Origin of the sequence: Sinomonas sp. R1AF57, from assembly GCF_002224485.1 — a bacterium.
Lineage (GTDB): Bacteria > Actinomycetota > Actinomycetes > Actinomycetales > Micrococcaceae > Sinomonas > Sinomonas flava.
The window spans coordinates 2443976-2462456 of the sequence record NZ_CP022463.1 but is presented as its reverse complement, the minus strand read 5'-3'; the positions used below and the strand labels follow the sequence as shown (position 1 = coordinate 2462456).

The following is an 18481-nucleotide window of genomic DNA, read 5'->3' as shown; positions in this document are numbered from 1 at the left end:
CATCTATGGACGAGCGTGCTCTAGTAGTATTAGGCGGCCCGCCTTATCAACCGTCAGCTAATCAAACTTCCCTTCAGATGTTCGCTGAGTTCTCAAAGAGCCGGCCCACCCTGTATATCACGCGCAGGGTGCAAGGGGTCAGAAAGCTGCTCTCGATATTTGACGCGCAGCGAAAAGGAGTCCCGGTTCGATCAGGGCTTCACCCTGTCGGCACCAAGGCGCATGTTTTGGTCTTGCCGTGGGTCTTTGAGCTACTGCCTTCGGCGGGACCATCCATTTTGAGGAAAATTTCCTCAAAGCTGATCATGAGTCGAGCCAAGTGGGCTGTGAAGAAGCTGAAGCTCGAGCAGCCGCATTTGTTAGCGTATTGGTGGGCTTATCCGGAAGTAATCTCGGATGAGGCGTGGTCGGCCACGGGATTTGATGTCATCGACAGGCATTGGGGATACTCCTACCTTCGCTCCGGTGGCCAACCTGCAAAGCACCGGGATTTGGTGAGCGCAAGCGCCAGGGCGGCGGACTTCACCATCTGTGTCTCGGCCGGTTTAGCTGTTGATCTCATGTGCGACGGCGATGTTACTGTTGTGCCAAACGGTGTTGATCTGGCACGTATTGACGCTGCGAAGGTTCGAAATATGGGTCGAAAGCGCCGACCTAAGACGGCGGTGTATATTGGCGGGTGGAACGAAAGGGTTGATTTCGAACTCGTTCATTGGCTCTTAGCCACTCATGAGGACTGGAAATTCGTTTTTGGCGGTAGCGGCGAAGTTCGGCAATTTGCTTCCTATAGTAATGTCGAAATTTTGGGTGACATTTCATACGATGCCGCCTTAGATGTAATGTTCGGCGCGTCGGTTGGTTTGATCCCTTTCAAGGCCACCACATATACGGATTCAAGCGACTTACTCAAAGCGGCAGATTATCTCGCTACTGGTTTGCGCGTCGCAGCGGCAGAAATCCCGTCTACGAGAGCTTGGCAAGCGCGCTTTCCTAGCCTTGTCCGGTTAGCTCGCGGTGCAGACGATTGGAACGATATTCTTGGTCTTTTCGGTGCGGAAAACGTGGACCCAGCCCCGGACATGACACTTTGGTCTGTCGGCTCAAGGGCCCGACAGATACACGGTCTCTTTAGCTTGCAAGATGGTGAGCGTTCGTCGGCGGAACCGGAGATTAGGTGACTGCTGTGGAGTTCCTAGTCTATTTAGTATTGTCGGTTGTAGGGGCCTGCTTGGCGATATGGATTGCCTCGAAGCCGAAGGCTGTGGGGGCCCTACTTGTTGCGGCCGTCTTCATAAATCGTCCTTATCTCTCGATCGGTAACACTAACGTCCGCTTGGAAATTATTGTGGGCCTCGTGTGTGTTTTGTCTCTTTTGATTCGATCATCCTTGAAACGCTTTAAGGTGAGCAGATACTTTGCTTGGTCCGCGCTTCTGATCTTCTTTTGGGCCATTCTTCTGAGCTTATCATCAATATTCGTTTCCCCAAATCCAGGCAGTTCGCTGAATGTCCTAATTTGGCTAGTATTGAATATTTGCTGCGCAATATGGATCGCAGTCACGCCGAGCATGTGGAGAACGCTAATTCGCTGGGTGGCGGACGTCGGGCTGGTAGCCGGCGGGATTGCTGTTATCTGCTATCTTGCCGCTACGGTCACTTCGGCCGAGATATACGGCGTACAGGCGGATCCGGCGTATGGAGGATTTGCCGCATACGGGCTGTCCCTTGAGGCGAACGTGCTCGGAAACATCATGTGTCTGCTCGGTCTTCTTGCAATATGCAATCCGGCAAACGCGATTAGTCCGCTTGCTCAGCGGTTGTTGCCAATCCTCGCCCCGGTTGCGATACTTTGTAGCCATACTAGGGCAGCATTAGTTTCTTATCTTGTTGGGCTTGTCTTGACGCTGCTGATGAAGCCGCAAGTGACTCGGCGGGTGCTCGCTGTCATGGCTCTGTCCGCTGCTGGGGTGGGCTTTCTGTTTGCGATTTCTCCGGACGTCGGCTTCGCTAAGTTCTCGCAGCCGCTCAACCTCGAAACAGGAACCGGGGCACTTCGGTACGATGTCAACGCTTCAGCTTTAGTTGAGTTGTTCGGTTCCGACTATATGCTCACTGGTCTCGGATTGAATTCTTTCGGGCAGCGCCATCTTGATGAGACTCAACCAGGGAAGAACTTGCCTGGCTATCTTGGGAATCTGCCGCTCCAGCTGGCATACGACGGTGGCCTAGTCGCGATCGTGATAGTTGGCATTTCCGTCGTAGCGGTGTCGTATGGCCTGATGAAGAAGGGCGGGGGCAGGACCTTTCTTGTGCTTGGCTCCGCCTACCTTCTCTTCTCTATATCAACAAGTACTTTGTGGCTCTTACAAACATGGTATTTTGTGGGGCTCGGTTGGGCCTCACTGCAGCCCTTGCCGACATGCACGATCCATGGATCCTTCAGGGAGCGCCGTGTCATCATCACGTAAGGCGTTCGTGAGGGATGGCGCAGCTTTGCTCGGCGCTGAGGGTATTTCTCGCGTCATTGTTTTCGGTGTGTCTTTCGTTGTCGCTCGTCATGCTGGCCTGGAAGCACTCGGAACACTTGCGCTTGTACAATCACTGTTGGCATATGCGACGGTCGCAGGCGACGCTGGCCTGGGTACAAATGCCGTCCGTGTAATAGCGTCGCGACAAGACGATAGCCCGGTCATCAGGGACACATTTCTTCTCCAGACTGGGCTCACGTTCGCTGCCTTACTTGTGCTGATTCCGGTAACAGCTCAAGCATCTTCTTGGGACCTAGCGCTGTCTTTGGCGCTCGTACCCGTTGCGACGGCGATGAGAACGTCGTATGTGCTCCAAGGACGTCTACATGCCGTGGCTGCGGCGAAGGCTCGGGTCGGCGGCAACCTCGCGACTGGCCTCAGTGGAGTACTTGTGGCGGCTCTCGGGGGTCCGCTTTGGGCAATCGGATTGAGTTATAGTTTCGGCGCAATTGTGACGACTATCGCGGTGAATGCAGCGTCGCGTTTCAATTTGTCGAGCATCACTGCTGGATTTAGACTCGGCGCAATGGTGGGCCTTCTACGAAAAAACTTGGGACTTGCACTGTTCACTGTGCTTGTACATGCTTACTCGTCACTCTTGATCGTTTTTGCTCAGTATGGACCGACTCCTGAGCTATTAGTGCAGGCATCAGTGGCGACGCGAGTACTGCTGCTTCTCGTAATTCCCTCACAAATATTGGGTGGTATTGTTCTTCCACGGCTTGTGGGTAGCGCAAAGTCTAAACTGTCCCTAATCTTGGGGGCTCCATTTCTCGTCGGGCTGTTGATTGCTTTCTGCTCGTACTTTGCGGCCCCAACCTATGTCCCACTGTTATTTGGAGAGTCGAGTATGGGCAGTGTTGCCGCAGTACAAGCGATCTCCTGGCAGGTTCCATTCTCGATGGCGAGCTCTGTTCTGCTGGCCTATTTGCTGTCGAAAGGTCGCTACTGGCTTTCCTCCGGAATACAATTGATTGGCCTTCTAGTGCAGCTAGCTGCTTGCTGGGCCTTAGCCGCGCGCGGCGCGGAGTTGTATGTTTTTTCAATTGTTGTGAGTGAGATTGCGCTTGTCTTGCTCCTGATATTCGCTCGGCTGCTCTGGGTATACTCCGCGCGCCACAGGGCGTAGGCATCTTGTTCGGCTTCATCTTTGGGGGGATTTTCTGTGAGTGTGGTTCTCGTCGGGGGGTCTGGGTGGGGGAATCTGGGTGACGATTTAATCGCCCGGGAGATTGTTCACGCATTGCCGCCTGAAGACCGCGGAGCGGTTGTTCTTGTTGGTGGCGGTCTTTCTTTGAAGGCTGATATCCAGTTTGTACGTCGAGTTTCTTTGTCGGGAAAGCTGCGAGAGCGATTGCGTCTTTTGTACGAGATCGCGCGTGCAAGGGAAGTGATCATAGGCGGCGGAGGCCTCTTAGATGATCGGTTGCCTGATTTTTATCGCCCGTTTACTCGTATTGCGCAATGGAGTGCTCTCGTCGGAACGCCTTATAGATTCCTCGGTATTGGCGTAGGTCCGGTTAGGCGTCCTAGCACGGGAAGTAATTACTTGAAGGCGCTCAAAGGTGCGAGCGCTGTAAGTGTTCGAGATCATGCATCTGCTCAGCGACTTGCTGGGATAGGCTTCCGCGGAGCCGTGGAAGTGGTTGACGACCCCGCTCTTTGGCGGAAGCGGTCGGTAACGACGACCCGGCCGAGGTTTGACATTTGCATAAACTTGCGCTGCTGGGCAAGCGAAGGGAGTTCCATGCCATCCTATGATGGCGCCAGCATTGAGCGGATTTTGGACGTTGTAGCTTATGCAGTTAGGCGGGTCCACGGAAGGGGTGCTCGCATAGCGCTCGTCTCAATGTCCGAATTGAGGGGAGACCAAGATTCAGTGATTCTTAATAGATTGGTGCGTTTATTAGACGGTGACATTGAAGTCTTCGCGGGCGTTCCGGTCGAGACTGTTGAGCGGGTGATCGCTTCATCATCGTCTGCACTTGGCATGCGATTACACTTCTTGCTGATTGCTTATCTACACGGAGTGAGACCAATTGGGCTTTCCTACGACCCCAAGGTGACGCAACAGGCAGAGAAGCTAGGATTTGCCGCGATGGAGCTTGATGATGACCTCGCGGGTGAAGCTCTTGCCCTCCGCCTGCGCGGCTGATCGCGTTATCAGGTTTATGGCTGCCATACGTCCTGGCCACCATGATTCCATTGATCTCTGCGCGGGTGGGCGTTGTAGCTGTGTGAGAAAATGTAGTCTCGGAAGCGTTACATTGTGGTGTGCGTAATTCTTTTGAACGGGAGGCAAGGCAGTCCGGAGGGGCACGTGGCGACATGCGGACTGCAGCTTCTTAGTGGTGCTATTGATCGCGATCTTGGCCGGTTTTTGCGTTCATCGTATTCGTGTGCAATCGGGTCTTATCGTCCCATTTCGGTTCGAAACATAATTTGATGCCAGCCGTTGGAAAGTTGCCGACTGCTGCGGCTAAGATGCGCCATGTCGGTCAGTAGGCTGGCAAACCGCTGAAATGAGAGTCTCGTCTGATGCAGTCCGGCAAGATGGCGTCTTCCCCGTGCCGGGAACAGGTCGGCCATTTGCCGGGGTAGCGTGAGGTCGCGGCTCTATATTCGGCCTCCCGCCTTGTGCTGGACTCTCTGTGCGCAGCGTAAGGGGGTCGGGGTTGCACGTCGGATGCTTCCGTTAATGGTGCGGCGGTCCCGCGAGCGAAGCGTTACTGAGGCGAGGTGCGGTTGAGCAGTTGGAGAAGGTAGCGTCCGTAGCCGCTTTTGACGAGGGGCTGGGCGGCTTTCCGGAGGGATTCGTCGTCGAGGAAGCCTTGGCGCCAGGCGATTTCCTCGGGTGCGCCGATCTTGAGTCCTTGGCGGTTTTCGACCGTGCGGATGAAGTTGGAGGCGTCGTTGAGGTCGCTGAAGGTGCCGGTGTCGAGCCATGCTGTGCCGCGGGGGAGGACTTCGACGTGGAGCCTGCCGGCGTCGAGGTAGGTGCGGTTGATGTCGGTGATCTCGAGCTCGCCGCGGGCGGAGGGCTTGAGGTCCTTGGCGATGGCGACGACGTCGTTGTCGTAGAAGTACAGGCCGGGGATGGCGTAGTTGCTCTTGGGCTGGGCGGGCTTCTCCTCGATGGAGACCGCGCGCCCGGTGTCGTCGAATTCGACGACGCCGTAGGCGCTGGGGTCCTTGACCCAGTAGCCGAAGACGGAGGCGCCGTCGATGTCGTGGTGGCGGCGCAGCTGGGTGCCCAGGCCGGGGCCGTAGAAGATGTTGTCCCCGAGGACCAGGGCGACGGTGTCGGCGCCGATGTGCTCGGCGCCGAGGATGAAGGCCTGGGCCAGGCCGTCGGGGGAGGGCTGCTGGACGTAGCTGATGGAGATCCCGAAGTGGGACCCGTCGCCCAGGAGCCGTTGGAAGAACGGGGCGTCCATGGGGGTGGTGATGACCAGGATGTCCCTGATGCCGGCCAGCAGCAGGGTGGAGAGCGGGTAGTAGACCATGGGCTTGTCGTAGACGGGCACGAGCTGCTTGCTCACGCCCAGGGTGATGGGGTGGAGTCTGGACCCGGTGCCCCCTGCAAGGATGATTCCCTTCATGGAGGTCATCATTCCGGTTCGCGCGCGTGTTCCCAAAACCGATACATTCGGCTCATGCGATTGCTCGTCACTGGGGGCGCCGGGTTTATCGGCTCCAATTTTGTCCATTATGTGATCAAGAACACGGCCTATGAGGTGTGCGTCGTGGACAAGTTGACGTATGCGGGGAATCTGGCGTCGTTGGAGGGGCTGGAGGGGGAGCGGTTCCGGTTCGTGCGGGGGGACATTGCGGACGCGGCGCTGGTGGATCCGCTGGTGGCGGGGGCGGATGCGGTGGTGCATTACGCGGCGGAGAGCCACAACGACAATTCGCTGCGGGACCCGCGCCCGTTCCTGGAGACGAACATCGTGGGCACGTACACGCTGATCGAGGCCGCGCGCCGGCACGGGACGCGGTTCCACCACATCTCCACCGATGAGGTGTACGGGGACCTGGAGCTGGACGACCCGCAGCGGTTCACGGAGTCCACCCCGTACAACCCCTCGAGCCCGTACTCGGCGACCAAGGCCGGATCGGACCTGCTGGTGCGGGCGTGGGTGCGCTCGTTCGGGCTCGCGGCCACGATCAGCAACTGCTCGAACAACTACGGCCCCTACCAGCATGTGGAGAAGTTCATCCCGCGCCAGATCACCAACGTGATCGACGGTGTCCGGCCGAGGGTGTACGGGCAGGGCAGGAACGTGCGGGACTGGATCCATGCCGAGGACCACTCCTCCGCGGTGCTGGCCATCCTCGAGCGCGGCAGGATCGGGCAGACGTACCTGATCGGCGCGGACGGGGAGCGGGACAACAGGGCGGTGGTGGAGCTGATCCTGGAGCTGATGGGCCAGGCGCCGGACGCGTACGACCTGGTCGCTGACCGGGCCGGGCACGACCTGCGCTACGCGATCGACTCCACCAAGCTGCGCACCGAGCTCGGCTGGGAACCGGCCTACCGGGACTTCGCGGCGGGCCTGGCCGCCACGATCCGGTGGTACCGGGAGAACGAGCACTGGTGGCGCCCACAGAAGGCCGCCACCGAGGCCCGGTACGCGGAGCAGGGCCAGTAAATAGACGCACGGGCTCCCTGTAAGGCGTTTTAGAAATCAATCCGCAGGGAAATGCGGCGCCTCGGTCGTCAGTGGTCTATCCGAGGACCCGTGCCCAGCGCCCAAGGTCGGGGTGATGGAGCCAATGCAGTAAGATGGCGGGGGCGCGCGCTATGAGTGAGGGGGAACTTTGAGTAAGTCTGTCGCGATTATCGGGACGCGAGGGTATCCAAGTTACTACGGCGGATTTGAAACGGCGGTGCGGAGACTTTCACCGTACCTTGCCGAAAACGGTTGGGATGTTGTGGTTTACGGGCGGCCAGGGGCAACGCGGCCGGACGATCCCCAATCTGACGAACGCGTTAGATCCGTCATAACGCATGGTGTGGAATCCACGTCGCTGAGCACTCTTTCGTTCGGGCTAACATCAGTACTCCATGCTATGAAATACCGCCCGGACGTCGCTCTCGTGATGAATGTGGCGAATGGTTTCTGGCTGCCCCTGCTTAAGCTCCGTGGCATTCCGACGGTCGTCAATGTTGATGGTATTGAGTGGGAGCGTGCCAAATGGGGTCGCGTCGCCAAGAGGGCGTTTCGGCTCGGCGCTCTTCTGACGGCGAAGTTCGCCACTGAACTCATCGCCGACGCACATGCAATCGCGGAACGCTGGCGACGAGAATTCGGGCGCACAGCCCGGTTTGTCCCATACGGCGGGGATGTACCGGCTGAGCTCCCCATCGAGGAAGGACTGACGCACCGTGGATACATTCTCATGGTGGCTCGTTTCGTCCCCGAGAATACTGTCGCGGAATTCTTCAGGGCTTCAGAAGCACTCGCCACCCGACATCCTGTAGTCATCGTCGGCTCCTCAGGGTATGGGGGGGAGTTCGACGAGCAGGCGGGAGCGCTAGCAAAGGCCCACAGCAACGTTCGCTGGCTCGGCCACCTCAGTGATGACCGGAGACTCCACTCGCTCTGGCAGCACGCGGGAGCATACTTCCACGGGCACAGCGTGGGAGGTACGAATCCGGCCCTTGTTCAGGCCATGGCTTGTGGTGCGCCGACCGTCGCCCGCGACACCGTATACAACCGAGAGGTTCTCGGTGATACCGGCTTCTTCGTTGAGCCAACTGCTGAGGCCATCATTGAGGGCCTCGACGAAGCGATGGCGAGGGCATCTTCCATCGACACCACGGCGATCGTCGCGCGCGCCGAGGAGCACTACTCCTGGACCGGTGTCTGTGACGGTTACGAAAAGGCTCTGTTGGACCATATCGGCGAGAAGGATTCGCGGACCGGTACCCCTGCACCGAACGATATCCTCACTGCAAACCCGCACGAGGACCTGGAATCCGAGACCTCAACCAGTTCTTCAAATGGCGAAATGGAAGAGTTCGAGGCCGAGTTCGGCACGACGGTCGAAAGCAATCTTGCCGTGTCGGATGAAGATTCTCAGGAAGAGAATGTTGCGCCGGCGAGAGGCGACCGCAGGTGAGTCTAAGAGAAGGGTCCGGTATCGAGTTCTCCAAGCCCCTGACGGTGCAGGGGACGGCGATCCCGGGGCTGCTGCTGCTGGACCTGCCGGTGCACGGGGACGGCCGGGGCTGGTTCAAGGAGAACTGGCAGCGTCAGAAGATGACCGGCCTGGGGCTGCCGGACTTCGGACCGGTGCAGAACAACATCTCCTTCAACGCGACCGCCGGGACGACCCGGGGGATCCACGCGGAGCCGTGGGACAAGTACGTCTCGGTCGCCACGGGCCGGATCTTCGGTGCGTGGGTGGACCTGCGCGAGGGCCCCACGTTCGGGGCGGTGGTCACGGCCGAGCTGGATCCCTCCAGGGCGGTGTTCGTCCCGCGCGGGGTGGGCAACGCGTTCCAGACCCTCCAGGACGGCACGGCCTACACGTACCTGGTCAACGACCACTGGTCCGCCGAGGTCCAGGGCGAGTACACGTTCCTGAACCTGGCCGACGAGACCGTGGCCATCCCGTGGCCGATCCCGCTGGCAGACGCGGAGCTGTCGGAGAAGGACCGCGCCCACCCCCGCCTGGCCCAGGTCGCCCCGATGCGGCCCAGGACGGTCCTCGTGCTGGGGGCCAACGGCCAGCTCGGCAGGGCCCTGCGGGACGCGTACGGCGCCGATGACTCACCTGCCGCTGTCGAGTTCGCCACGCGCTCCGAGTTCGACCTCGCCGATCCGGGCGCGTACGCCTCGCGGGACTGGTCGCAGTACGGGGCGGTCGTCAACGCCGCCGCCTACACGGCCGTCGACAAGGCAGAGACGCCCGAGGGGCGCCGGGAGGCGTGGGCGGTCAACGCCGGCGCGGTGGCGAAGCTGGCCCGGGTCGCGGCCGAGCACCGGATCACCCTGGTCAACGTCTCCAGCGACTACGTCTTCGACGGCACCATCGCCGTGCACTCCGAGGACGAGCCGTTCTCCCCGCTGGGGGTGTACGGGCAGTCCAAGGCCGCCGGGGACGCCGCCGTGGCCGCCGTCCCGCGGCACTACACCGTGCGCACCTCGTGGGTGATCGGGGACGGGAACAACTTCGTGCGCACCATGGCGCGCCTGGCCGCCCAGGGGGTGAGCCCGGCCGTCGTCGATGACCAGATGGGCCGGCCCACCTTCACGCAGGACCTCGCCGCCGGCATCCGGCACCTGCTGGACACGCAGGCCCCGTACGGGACCTACAACCTCAGCTGCTCGGGGGAGACCGCGAGCTGGGCCGACGTCGCCGCGGAGGTGTTCGCCGTCGCCGGACGCCACCCCGGCGACATCCAGCGCACCACCACAGCCGCCTACTTCGCCGACCGGCCCCACACTGCCCCACGCCCGCTGAACTCCACCCTGGACCTGCACCGGATCGAATCCACCGGCTTCACACCCCAGCGCTGGGAAGACCGACTCCGCACCTACCTTGGTGCCGATGATCAGGGCCGCATCACTCAGAGTCGCTGAAAACTCGTGGGGCCAGCATGCGCTGGCCCCACGTGTTCAGAACAGCAGCATCCCCACAGTATTGTCGCTCGCATGCGTCACCTCAGCGAGCCAGGGGAACAGGAACCGCACCATGAGGGACAGCGCCGCTGCCACGAGGAGCAGGCTGGTCAGGATGCGCAGCCACAGCGGGCCGGGGAGGTTCCGGAAGATCCAGGCGTACATCGTCAGCCTTTCTGGGCGGCGGCCACGGTGGCGGCGATCTCGGGCGGAGGGCCTGCCGACGTCGGGCGCCAGGAGTCGAGCGTCGAGTAGGCGATGAACCGCTCCGTGGAGCCGTAGCGCGGGTGGCAGGTGGTCAGGGTCAGGAGGCTCTCCGTCGGCTTCGCTCCCGGCTTGTGCGGCACGGGCAGCAGGACGTCGAGGGCGTCCGGGAGCACGATCTCGCTGCTGCGGAACACGTACGTGTAGTACGCGTCCTTGGTCTGCAGGTAGATCTTGTCGCCGGGCTCGAGCAGGTCGATGTTGTCCAGCACCGCGCCGTGCGTCTGGCGGTGGCCGGCGAGGGCGAAGTTCCCCGGCGCACCCGGCATCGACGTGGACCCGTAGTGGCCCAGCCCCAGCGTGTCCAGGACGTCCCGGCCCGTGCCCTCGAGCACCGGCCGCGCGTACGCCTCCCCGAATCGCGGGATGTACATGACGCCGATGACGCTCAGGTTGCCCGGCTGCGGGGGCACGGGCGCCGGTCCGTCGCCGGGCTTCGGCGCGGCGGTGGCGGTGGGGGAGGGGGCGGGGTCCGGCGTGGCCGCGTCCTGGACGAACTCGCGGACCACGGCGCCCTGGCGGGCGTCGGCCTCGACGTTCGTCCACCACAGCTGCCACACCACGAAGAGCACGATGATCGCCCCGACCGTGCAGACCAGCTCCCCGACCACCTGCAGGGCGAAGAGCCCCCCGCGGGCGCGAGGGCGCGGGGCACGGCGGCGCCGTCGGAGCGCAGTTCCAGATGACTCGGAGTCAGTACTCGCGTCTGTCTCCGTGCGCGCGGCTGGCAACGGATCCCCCTTCGTTCGCCGGTCTGAAGCAGAATACCAACCCGGGATAGAGTGCCCTGGTCACATCATCCGCGCCGGGCCTCGCATCCCCGGCTGCTCACCCTTGGGGGCCCCTTGGACGTCCTGTCTCCGCGCTTCGGCGCGCCCGCACGCAGGTGGTTCGCCACCGCCGTCGTGCTTCTCACCTTCATCACGGCGCTCGTGGCCCTGCCCGCGCGGCCGGCGGCCGCATTCGGCACCGAGATCGTCACCATCAGCGGCGACCCCGTCACCTCGGTCCAGCTCTGCGCCACCGTCTCCTGGCCCACCGACGGCCTGTCCCAGTACCGCTGGCTCCTCGACGGCCAGCCCACGGCAGCCACCGGCCGGTGCTACACCCGCGACCCGCTCAACGACACCGGCAAGGCCCTCAGCGTCCAGGCGGAGGAGACGAGCCGGAACTTCGGGTACCACGCCGGCAGCTCGGCCGCGTTCGGCCCGCTCGGGACCCGCGTCGAAACGGTGCCGGTGGTGCTGGTCGGCCAGCCCGACGCCGGCCACGAGCTCTGGCCCGAGTTCCTCGGCTACAACCGGCCCACCACGAAGCCCACCGCACTGCCCATCTCGTACACGTACGCCTGGACCCGCGACGGCGCGCCCATCCCGGGCGCGACCGAGGCCAGGTACACCGTGCAGGCCGCGGACCGCGGGCGCCGGCTCGGCGTCATCGTCACGATGGGCACGGTGGGCTCCTCCGCGCCCGTGACCGCCTCCATCCTCGTCCCCGCGACGCGCCGCGCCGCCGGGTTCAACGGCGACGGCACCGCGGACCTGTTCGCCCGTACTGCCGCCGGGGACCTCGTCCTCTACCCGGGCGACGGCCGCGGCGGCTGGCTCGCGCCGCAGACCATCGGCCGCGGCTGGGGCGGCTTCGACACGCTCCTCGCCCCCGGCGACTTCGACGGCGACGGCGCCGCCGACGTGATCGCCCGGGACGCCGCCGGCCGCCTCTTCCTCTACCAGGGCAACGGCCAGGGCGGCTGGAAGGGCGCCTGGCAGATCGGCCAGGGCTGGGGCGGCTTCAACGCCCTCGTCGCGCCCGGCGACTTCAACGGGGACGGCACCAACGACCTCATCGCCCGCGACACCGCCGGCCAGCTCTGGCTCTACCCCGGCAACGGCCGCGGCGGCTGGCTCGGGGCCCGCGTGATCGGCACGGGCTGGGGGAGCCTCTCGGGCCTCACCTCGCCCGGCGACTTCGACGGCGACTTCGCCCCCGACGTCCTCGGCATCGCCTACGACTACGGGTTCGGCCACCTGAAGCTGTACGGCGGCAGCGGCGCCGGCGGCTTCGGCGCCCGCCAGGGCAGCTACATCGGCGACGGCTGGTGGGGCCTGCGGTTCGTCGGCGGCCCCGGCGACTTCAACGGCGACGGCGACGCCGACGTCTTCTCCGTCAACGCCGCCGGCGACCTCACCATGTACTGGGGGATCGGCAGCATGCACGCCCGGTACGGCGACGCCGGCGGCGACTGGCGGAACCCCTCCTCGAGCGTGGCCGGCTGGGGCTGGGGCGGCTTCACCGCCGTCTTCTAGGGGCCGACGGCGGGTGGCGGCCCGTGCGGCGGGCCCGGCCCGGGCGAGGCGATAGAGTTCCTTCATCGCATCCGATCCGGCCGGGCACCGCACCGCCCCGCCGCTCACGTCCTTGGGGGACTCCTTGGTCACTGCCGACCCGCGCTCCTGCGCGCCCGCACGCCTGCGGCGACTCGCCGCCGTCGTGCTCTCTGCCATCCTCGCCGCGGTGCTCCTGGCACCCGCCGCCCACGCCGCGGATCCCGAGGCGCCCGTCCTGACGCTCATCCAGCCGCCCGCGGAGGCCGTTGTCCCGGGACAGCCGGCAGCTGTGACGTTCACGGCGTCCGCGCCGGTCACCTTCGTGGTCTTCCACTTCAGGGATGCCTACACCCGGGAAACGGTCCGCGCCGAATGGACGGGGCCCGGCACCACGACGGCCTCGGTCGCCCCGATCACCGCCAAGACGATCTCCCTCAGCGGCACGCACCAGCTGACCGACGTCTACGTGGCCGGCGGCGGCCTGGCCCGGTTCGTCCACCGCGGCGAAGAGCCCGCGGGCAGCGCGCCCCTGAGCTCCGGTGACCTCCAAATCGACAACCCGAATCCGACCCTGGCCGACTTCCCCGCGTACACGCCGGTGATCAAGGAGGAGCGCGTCCCCGGGCTGCGGCTCTCGATCGCGAATCCCGTCACCGTGTGGCCTGCCGGCGCGGAGATCTCCTACCAGTGGTTCAGCGACGGCCAGCCGATCCCCGGCGCCACCAACCCGGACTACGGACTCGGGCTCTCCGAGGCCGGCACGACGATCACCCTCACCATCTCAGCCACAGCGCCCAGCTACCGGCCGGCGCAGTTCACCAGCGCCCCCTACGGCCCCGCTGCCCGCACGGTCCTGGTCCCGCGGGTCGTCATGGCGGGCAACGCCGCCGTCGGCGGGAGCATCCGCCCCGAGTTTGGCTCGCCGGTTCCTCCGTCCGTCATCCCCGACGGCGGCACCCCCACCTACACCTACCTCTGGAAGCGCGACGGCGTGCCCATCCCGGGGGCGGTCCAGCCCCAGTACACGGTGACGGCCGACGACGTGGCCCACCTCCTCAGCGTCGACTTCACCCTCTCCTACGACGGCGGCCTCTCCAGCAAGACCGTCACGACGCCCGCCGTCCGGGCCAGGGCCGCGGCGCAGACGAGCGGCTTCGACGCCGACGGGCGGGCCGACGTCTTCGCCCGCACCGCCGACGGCACGCTCATGCTCTACCCGGGCAACGGCGCCGGCGGCTGGCTCCCCGCCCACGCGGTCGGCTGGGGCTGGGGCGGCTTCGACAAGCTCCTCGCCCCCGGCGACTTCGACGGCGACGGCGCCCCCGACGTCCTCGCGCGCGACGCCGCCGGGCGGCTCTTCCTCTACTCCGGCAACGGCGCGGGCGGCTGGAAGGGCAGCCGCCAGGTCGGCGCGGGCTGGCAGGGCATGAAGGACATCGTCGGCGCCGGGGACTTCACCGGCGACGGCTTCAACGACGTCCTCGCCCGCACCGCGCAGAACACCATCGTCGTGTACCCGGGGGACGGGCGCGGCAGCTGGCTCGCACCGGCCACCGTCGGCTGGGGCTGGGACGGCCTGGACCAGCTCACCGCCGTGGACATGGACGGCGACTTCAAGACGGACCTCGTGGCCCGCGACCAGCAGGGCAGCCTGCGGCTCTTCCGCGGCGACGGCGCCGGCGGGTTCATGAACGTCAGCGCGCAGACGATCGGCACGGGCTGGACCTTCGCGCGCATCGGCACCGTGGGCGACTTCACCGGCGACGGCGACCCGGACGTGTTCGCGGTCGACGGCGGCGGGAGCCTCTCGATGTACCTCACCAACGCGACGGCCAAGGGCCGCAGCCTGGCGGAGGGCTACTGGAAGGGCGCCTCGAAGGTCGGCTGGGGCTGGGGCGGGTTCACGGCCGTCTTCTGAGCTGGAGGCGCTGCGGCCGCCAGGCCCGGTCCGGGCGAAGCGATAGAGTGCCCTCATCGCACCGTTCCGGCCGGGCACCGCACCGCCCCGCCGCTCACCTGTTGGGGGACTCCTTGGTCACTGTCGACCCGCGCTCCGGCGCGCCATCGCGCGCGAGGCGGCTCAGCGCCGTCGTGCGCTCAGCGTTCACCGCGGCACTGCTGCTTGCGGCGAGCCTCGTCGCGCTGCCCGTTGGGCCAGCCGCCGCCGACGGGACGGCAGTCCCGGCACTCACGTCCGTGGTCGGCCCGGCAGCAACCCTCAAGCCCGGCGAGATCGCGCAGACACGCTTCACCCTCTCGGCGCCCGCCCAGAGGGTGCGGTTCGTGTACGCCAACGAGGAGGGCAACGCCGGGTATTCGCTCGAATGGACGGGAACCCCAACCGGTTCCGGCGCATTGGAGGCCGTGGCCAGCGGCACCGTCCAGGACCACCACTGGAGCGGCGCCTACACGCTGCACAGCGTCATCATCGAATTCCGTGACGGGCAGGCCACCGTGTGGATCTATCGCAACGGTGAGACTGACGTCTTCGGCGTCCCCGGCGTGACCGAGGTGGCCCCGATCGTGCTCGAGCCTGGCGACTACTCGGTCGACAACCCAGACAGGATCCTCGCCGACCACGTGTCCCCGCCCACCCCGACCCTGGTCAACCAGTACGAGCCGCACTTCCCCTATCTCAAGGCCGAGATGGGCGCCTGGCCGCCCTACACGCTGTTCAACTACACGTGGCTGCGGGACGGCGTGCCGATCGAGAGCCGCAGCGGGAACACGTATGCGTTCGAGCCCTCCCGGGATGCTGGGGCCATGATCAGCGTGCAGGTCACCGCGCGGACCCCGGGCTACCGCGAAGTCGTGGTCACCTCCGCAGGCTTCGGCCCCATGCCGCGGCCTGTTTCGGCGCCGCAGATCCGCATCGCGGGGACCCCTGCGGCGGGTAAGGACCTGTACCCCGATTTCGCCAGCCAGGAACCCGTCACCGTCACACCGGCCGGCGGGGAAGCCGTCTACAGCTACATCTGGAAGCGGGACGGCGTGGTTGTGCCCGGAGCGGCCACCGCCCGGTACACCGTGGCTCCCGAGGACAGGCTGCACACGCTGTCTGTTGAGGTCACCATCTCCTTCGGCCCCAGCGCCTCGACGACCAGGTCCGCGCAGCGGGTGGTCCCGGCCGTCCACCGCTCCCAGGGGTTCGACCTCGACGGGAACGCCGACGTGTTCGCCCGCACCGCCGCGGGCGAGCTCATGCTCTACCCCGGCGATGGCCGGGGCGGGTGGCTTGCCCCGCGCGTGATCGGCACGGGGTGGAACGCCTTCGACGCCGTGCTCGCCCCTGGCTCGTTCGACAACTCCAGCAGTGGGGACGTCATCGCGCGCGACGCCGCGGGCCGGCTCCTCCTGTACGCCGGCAACGGGCGGGGCGGCTGGGAGATGCCCTACTTCAACGGCGACGGCCGCGTGAACACCCAGATCGGCCAGGGCTGGGACATCTTCGACACAATCGTGCCCGCTGGCGACTTCAATGGTGACGGCACCAACGACCTCCTGGCCCGCACCCGTGCCGGTGACCTGGTGCTGTACCCGGGCGACGACGGAGTCGGCTTCCTGCCTCCGCGCACCGTGGGGTGGGGATGGCGGGGCCTCGACCAGATCCTCGCACCCGGTGACGTGAACGGCGACGGCGCCAATGACGTCCTCGCGCGTGACGCGTCCGGCACGCTGCGCCTGTACGCCGGCGACGGCAAAGGCGGTTTCGCCCCGGGCACCGGGACAGCCATCGGCTGGGGCTGGAGCGGCATGAAGCGCATTGGCACCGCCGGCGACTTCGACGCGGACGGCAAGCCGGACGTCTTCGGGATCGACGACGCGGGCCGGCTCACCATGTACTACGGCAACGGCGCCTCCGGCTGGAAGGGCGCCGCAACCATCGGGTGGGGCTGGGGCGGGTTCACGGCCGTCTTCTGAGCGGCCGTCTTCTGACCGGCGGCCGCCGGGAGGGGTTCCCGCCTGTGGGGTGACGGGTCAACCGGGGTTTGACCCGTCACCCCGCAGGAGGACACATGTTCCCCGGAGCCGCGGGGACGTCAGGGCCCAAAGTCCCATCCCTCCGAGGCCCCCGGTGGGATACGGTCGGCGCGACAGGGACGTCCCGGTCCGAGAGCCGTCTCGGCCGGCTGCCTAGTGGGGGGCTTCGCATGAACCTTGTACCGCGCCCAGCTGCATCCGCCTCAGCCGCGGCTGCGAGGCTCAGGCGGGCGGCCGCCGTCGTCCTCGCCGCCGTGGTGGGCGCGAGCCTCATGCTCCCCGCCGGGCCGGCCGCGGCGACGACGACGCCCACTCCCACACCGACACCGACACCGACGCCGAGCGCCTTGGCGCCCGCGTCCGTGATCACCATCACCGGCGACACGACCGCGGACCCGTACCTCTGCGCCGTCGTGCCCTGGGCCACCGCCGGGCGCGCGCACTACACGTGGTCGCTCGACGGCGCGCCCATCGCGGACCTCGACAACCGCTGCTACTGGCGGGACCCGAAGAACGACTCCGGCAAGCTCCTCAGCGTCACCGCCGACGAGGCCACCGACACCGGCACCGAGCACGGCGCGTCCGCCCAGGTAGGGCCGCTGGCCACCAGGATCACCGTCCCGCGCCTGGCGGTGATCGGCCAGCCCGACGCGGGCTCCAAGCTCTGGCCGGAGTTCCCTGGGAACCCGCAGCCGACCCCCACCGCAGTGCCCGCGACGACCCCGCCGCTGCAGCTCACCTACGCCTACGCGTGGACGCGCGACGGCGCCGCGATCCCCGATGCGACGGCGGCCGTCTACACGGTCAAGCCCGAGGACCGGGGCCACCGCCTCCAGGTCACCGTCACCGTCAGCACCTACGGCTCCTCCGCCGCGGCGACCGCGGACGTCCTCGTCCCCGCCACGCGCCGGGCCGCCGGGTTCAACGCCGACGGCACGGCGGACGTGTTCGCCCGCAACGCCGCCGGCGACCTCCTCCTGTACCCCGGGAACGGGCGCGGCGGCTGGCTCGCGCCGCAGACCATCGGCTGGGGCTGGGGCGGCTTCAACCTCCTCCTGGCGCCTGGGGACTTCGACGGCGACGGGTTCACCGACGTAATGGGCCGCGACGACCAGGGCCGCCTGTTCCTGTACCAGGGCAACGGCAGCGGCGGATGGAAGAACGCCGTGCAGGTCGGGCAGGGGTGGCAGGGCTTCACCGCCATCATCGCCCCCGGGGACTTCAACGGCGACGGCACCAACGACCTCCTCGCCCGCGACCCCGACGGCGCCCTCTGGCTCTACCCCGGCAACGGCCGCGGGGGCTGGCTCGAGCCCTCCGTGGTGGGCCTCGGATGGCAGGCCCTGCACCACGTCACCTCCGCCGACGACTTCAGCGGCGACCATGCCCCGGACGTCTTCGGCGTCGACTACCTCAGCGGCCAGGGCCCCCTGCGGCTCTACCTCGGGGCCGGCGACGGCGGCTTCCGCACCGCGGCTCCGGCCACGGTCGGCTGGGGATGGTGGGACCTGAAGGCCGTCGGTGCGCCAGGCGACTTCAACGGCGACGGCGACGTGGACCTCTTCGCCATCGATTCCGCCGGCCAGCTGACCATGTATTGGGGCGCCGGCACCGACATGGCGCGCTACGACGCGGCCGGCCGTTTCAAAGGCCAGGCGACGATCGGCTGGGGCTGGGGCGGGATGACCGCGGTCTTCTGAGGGGGCAGCTCGCTCTTCTGACGGGCCGCTTGCCGCAGGGGTTGGCGGACG

14 protein-coding genes are annotated in these 18481 nt (G+C 65.7%); 11 read left to right on the top strand and 3 right to left on the bottom strand.

The window, feature by feature from the left end:
• The first annotated feature begins 5 nt into the window (after nt 1-5).
• The 4 genes from CGQ25_RS11285 to CGQ25_RS11270 are packed head-to-tail and all read left to right on the top strand — an operon-like array spanning nt 6 to nt 4682.
• The gene (locus CGQ25_RS11285; protein ID WP_208709753.1) at nt 6-1178 is read left to right on the top strand and encodes a hypothetical protein; all 1173 of its coding nucleotides are present in this window, start codon (nt 6-8) and stop codon (nt 1176-1178) included.
• Nucleotides 1175-2467 (top strand): O-antigen ligase family protein, encoded by a 1293-nt coding sequence (locus CGQ25_RS11280; RefSeq protein WP_208709751.1) that lies wholly within the window; start codon nt 1175-1177, stop codon nt 2465-2467. The genes CGQ25_RS11285 and CGQ25_RS11280 overlap by 4 nt, the downstream gene beginning before the upstream one ends.
• Nucleotides 2451-3656 (top strand): hypothetical protein, encoded by a 1206-nt coding sequence (locus tag CGQ25_RS11275; RefSeq protein ID WP_208709749.1) that lies wholly within the window; start codon nt 2451-2453, stop codon nt 3654-3656. The genes CGQ25_RS11280 and CGQ25_RS11275 overlap by 17 nt, the downstream gene beginning before the upstream one ends.
• A gap of 36 nt (nt 3657-3692) precedes the next feature.
• Nucleotides 3693-4682 (top strand): polysaccharide pyruvyl transferase family protein, encoded by a 990-nt coding sequence (locus CGQ25_RS11270; protein WP_208709746.1) that lies wholly within the window; start codon nt 3693-3695, stop codon nt 4680-4682.
• Between the two features lie 571 nt (nt 4683-5253).
• Here the strand turns inward: CGQ25_RS11270 and rfbA are convergent.
• Nucleotides 5254-6129, bottom strand: a complete 876-nt coding sequence (gene rfbA / locus CGQ25_RS11265; RefSeq protein WP_208709745.1) for a glucose-1-phosphate thymidylyltransferase RfbA — start codon at nt 6127-6129, stop codon at nt 5254-5256.
• Between the two features lie 54 nt (nt 6130-6183).
• Between rfbA and rfbB the strand changes: the two genes are divergently transcribed.
• The 3 genes from rfbB (at nt 6184) to CGQ25_RS11250 (ending at nt 10119) form a co-directional block, all read left to right on the top strand.
• Nucleotides 6184-7179 carry a dTDP-glucose 4,6-dehydratase gene (gene rfbB / locus CGQ25_RS11260; RefSeq protein ID WP_208709743.1) on the top strand — a complete coding sequence of 332 codons (996 nt, stop codon included), beginning with the start codon at nt 6184-6186 and terminating at the stop codon, nt 7177-7179.
• Nucleotides 7180-7348: 169 nt separating this feature from the next.
• Complete coding sequence (locus CGQ25_RS11255) at nt 7349-8653, top strand: glycosyltransferase (RefSeq protein ID WP_208709741.1); 1305 nt, start codon at nt 7349-7351, stop codon at nt 8651-8653.
• Nucleotides 8650-10119 (top strand): bifunctional dTDP-4-dehydrorhamnose 3,5-epimerase family protein/NAD(P)-dependent oxidoreductase, encoded by a 1470-nt coding sequence (locus CGQ25_RS11250; protein ID WP_208709739.1) that lies wholly within the window; start codon nt 8650-8652, stop codon nt 10117-10119. The genes CGQ25_RS11255 and CGQ25_RS11250 overlap by 4 nt, the downstream gene beginning before the upstream one ends.
• A gap of 36 nt (nt 10120-10155) precedes the next feature.
• Here CGQ25_RS11250 and CGQ25_RS11245 read toward each other — a convergent pair whose 3' ends face one another.
• Both CGQ25_RS11245 and CGQ25_RS11240 read right to left on the bottom strand, forming a co-directional pair.
• A complete protein-coding gene (locus tag CGQ25_RS11245) occupies nt 10156-10323 on the bottom strand; it encodes a hypothetical protein (protein WP_208709737.1) in 168 nt (55 codons plus the stop codon).
• Between the two features lie 2 nt (nt 10324-10325).
• Nucleotides 10326-11039 carry a class E sortase gene (locus CGQ25_RS11240; RefSeq protein ID WP_255405778.1) on the bottom strand — a complete coding sequence of 238 codons (714 nt, stop codon included), beginning with the start codon at nt 11037-11039 and terminating at the stop codon, nt 10326-10328.
• Nucleotides 11040-11267: 228 nt separating this feature from the next.
• On the opposite strand from CGQ25_RS11240, the gene CGQ25_RS11235 reads away from it, so the two are divergent.
• The 4 genes from CGQ25_RS11235 (at nt 11268) to CGQ25_RS11220 (ending at nt 18430) form a co-directional block, all read left to right on the top strand.
• On the top strand, nt 11268-12728 hold the full coding sequence (locus tag CGQ25_RS11235) for an FG-GAP-like repeat-containing protein (protein WP_208709733.1): 1461 nt from the start codon (nt 11268-11270) through the stop codon (nt 12726-12728).
• A gap of 124 nt (nt 12729-12852) precedes the next feature.
• A complete protein-coding gene (locus CGQ25_RS11230) occupies nt 12853-14667 on the top strand; it encodes a VCBS repeat-containing protein (RefSeq protein WP_208709731.1) in 1815 nt (604 codons plus the stop codon).
• Nucleotides 14668-14780: 113 nt separating this feature from the next.
• Nucleotides 14781-16670 carry a VCBS repeat-containing protein gene (locus CGQ25_RS11225; protein ID WP_208709730.1) on the top strand — a complete coding sequence of 630 codons (1890 nt, stop codon included), beginning with the start codon at nt 14781-14783 and terminating at the stop codon, nt 16668-16670.
• A 230-nt stretch (nt 16671-16900) separates the two neighbouring features.
• Nucleotides 16901-18430 carry an FG-GAP-like repeat-containing protein gene (locus CGQ25_RS11220; RefSeq protein ID WP_255405260.1) on the top strand — a complete coding sequence of 510 codons (1530 nt, stop codon included), beginning with the start codon at nt 16901-16903 and terminating at the stop codon, nt 18428-18430.
• Nucleotides 18431-18481: the final 51 nt, after the last annotated feature.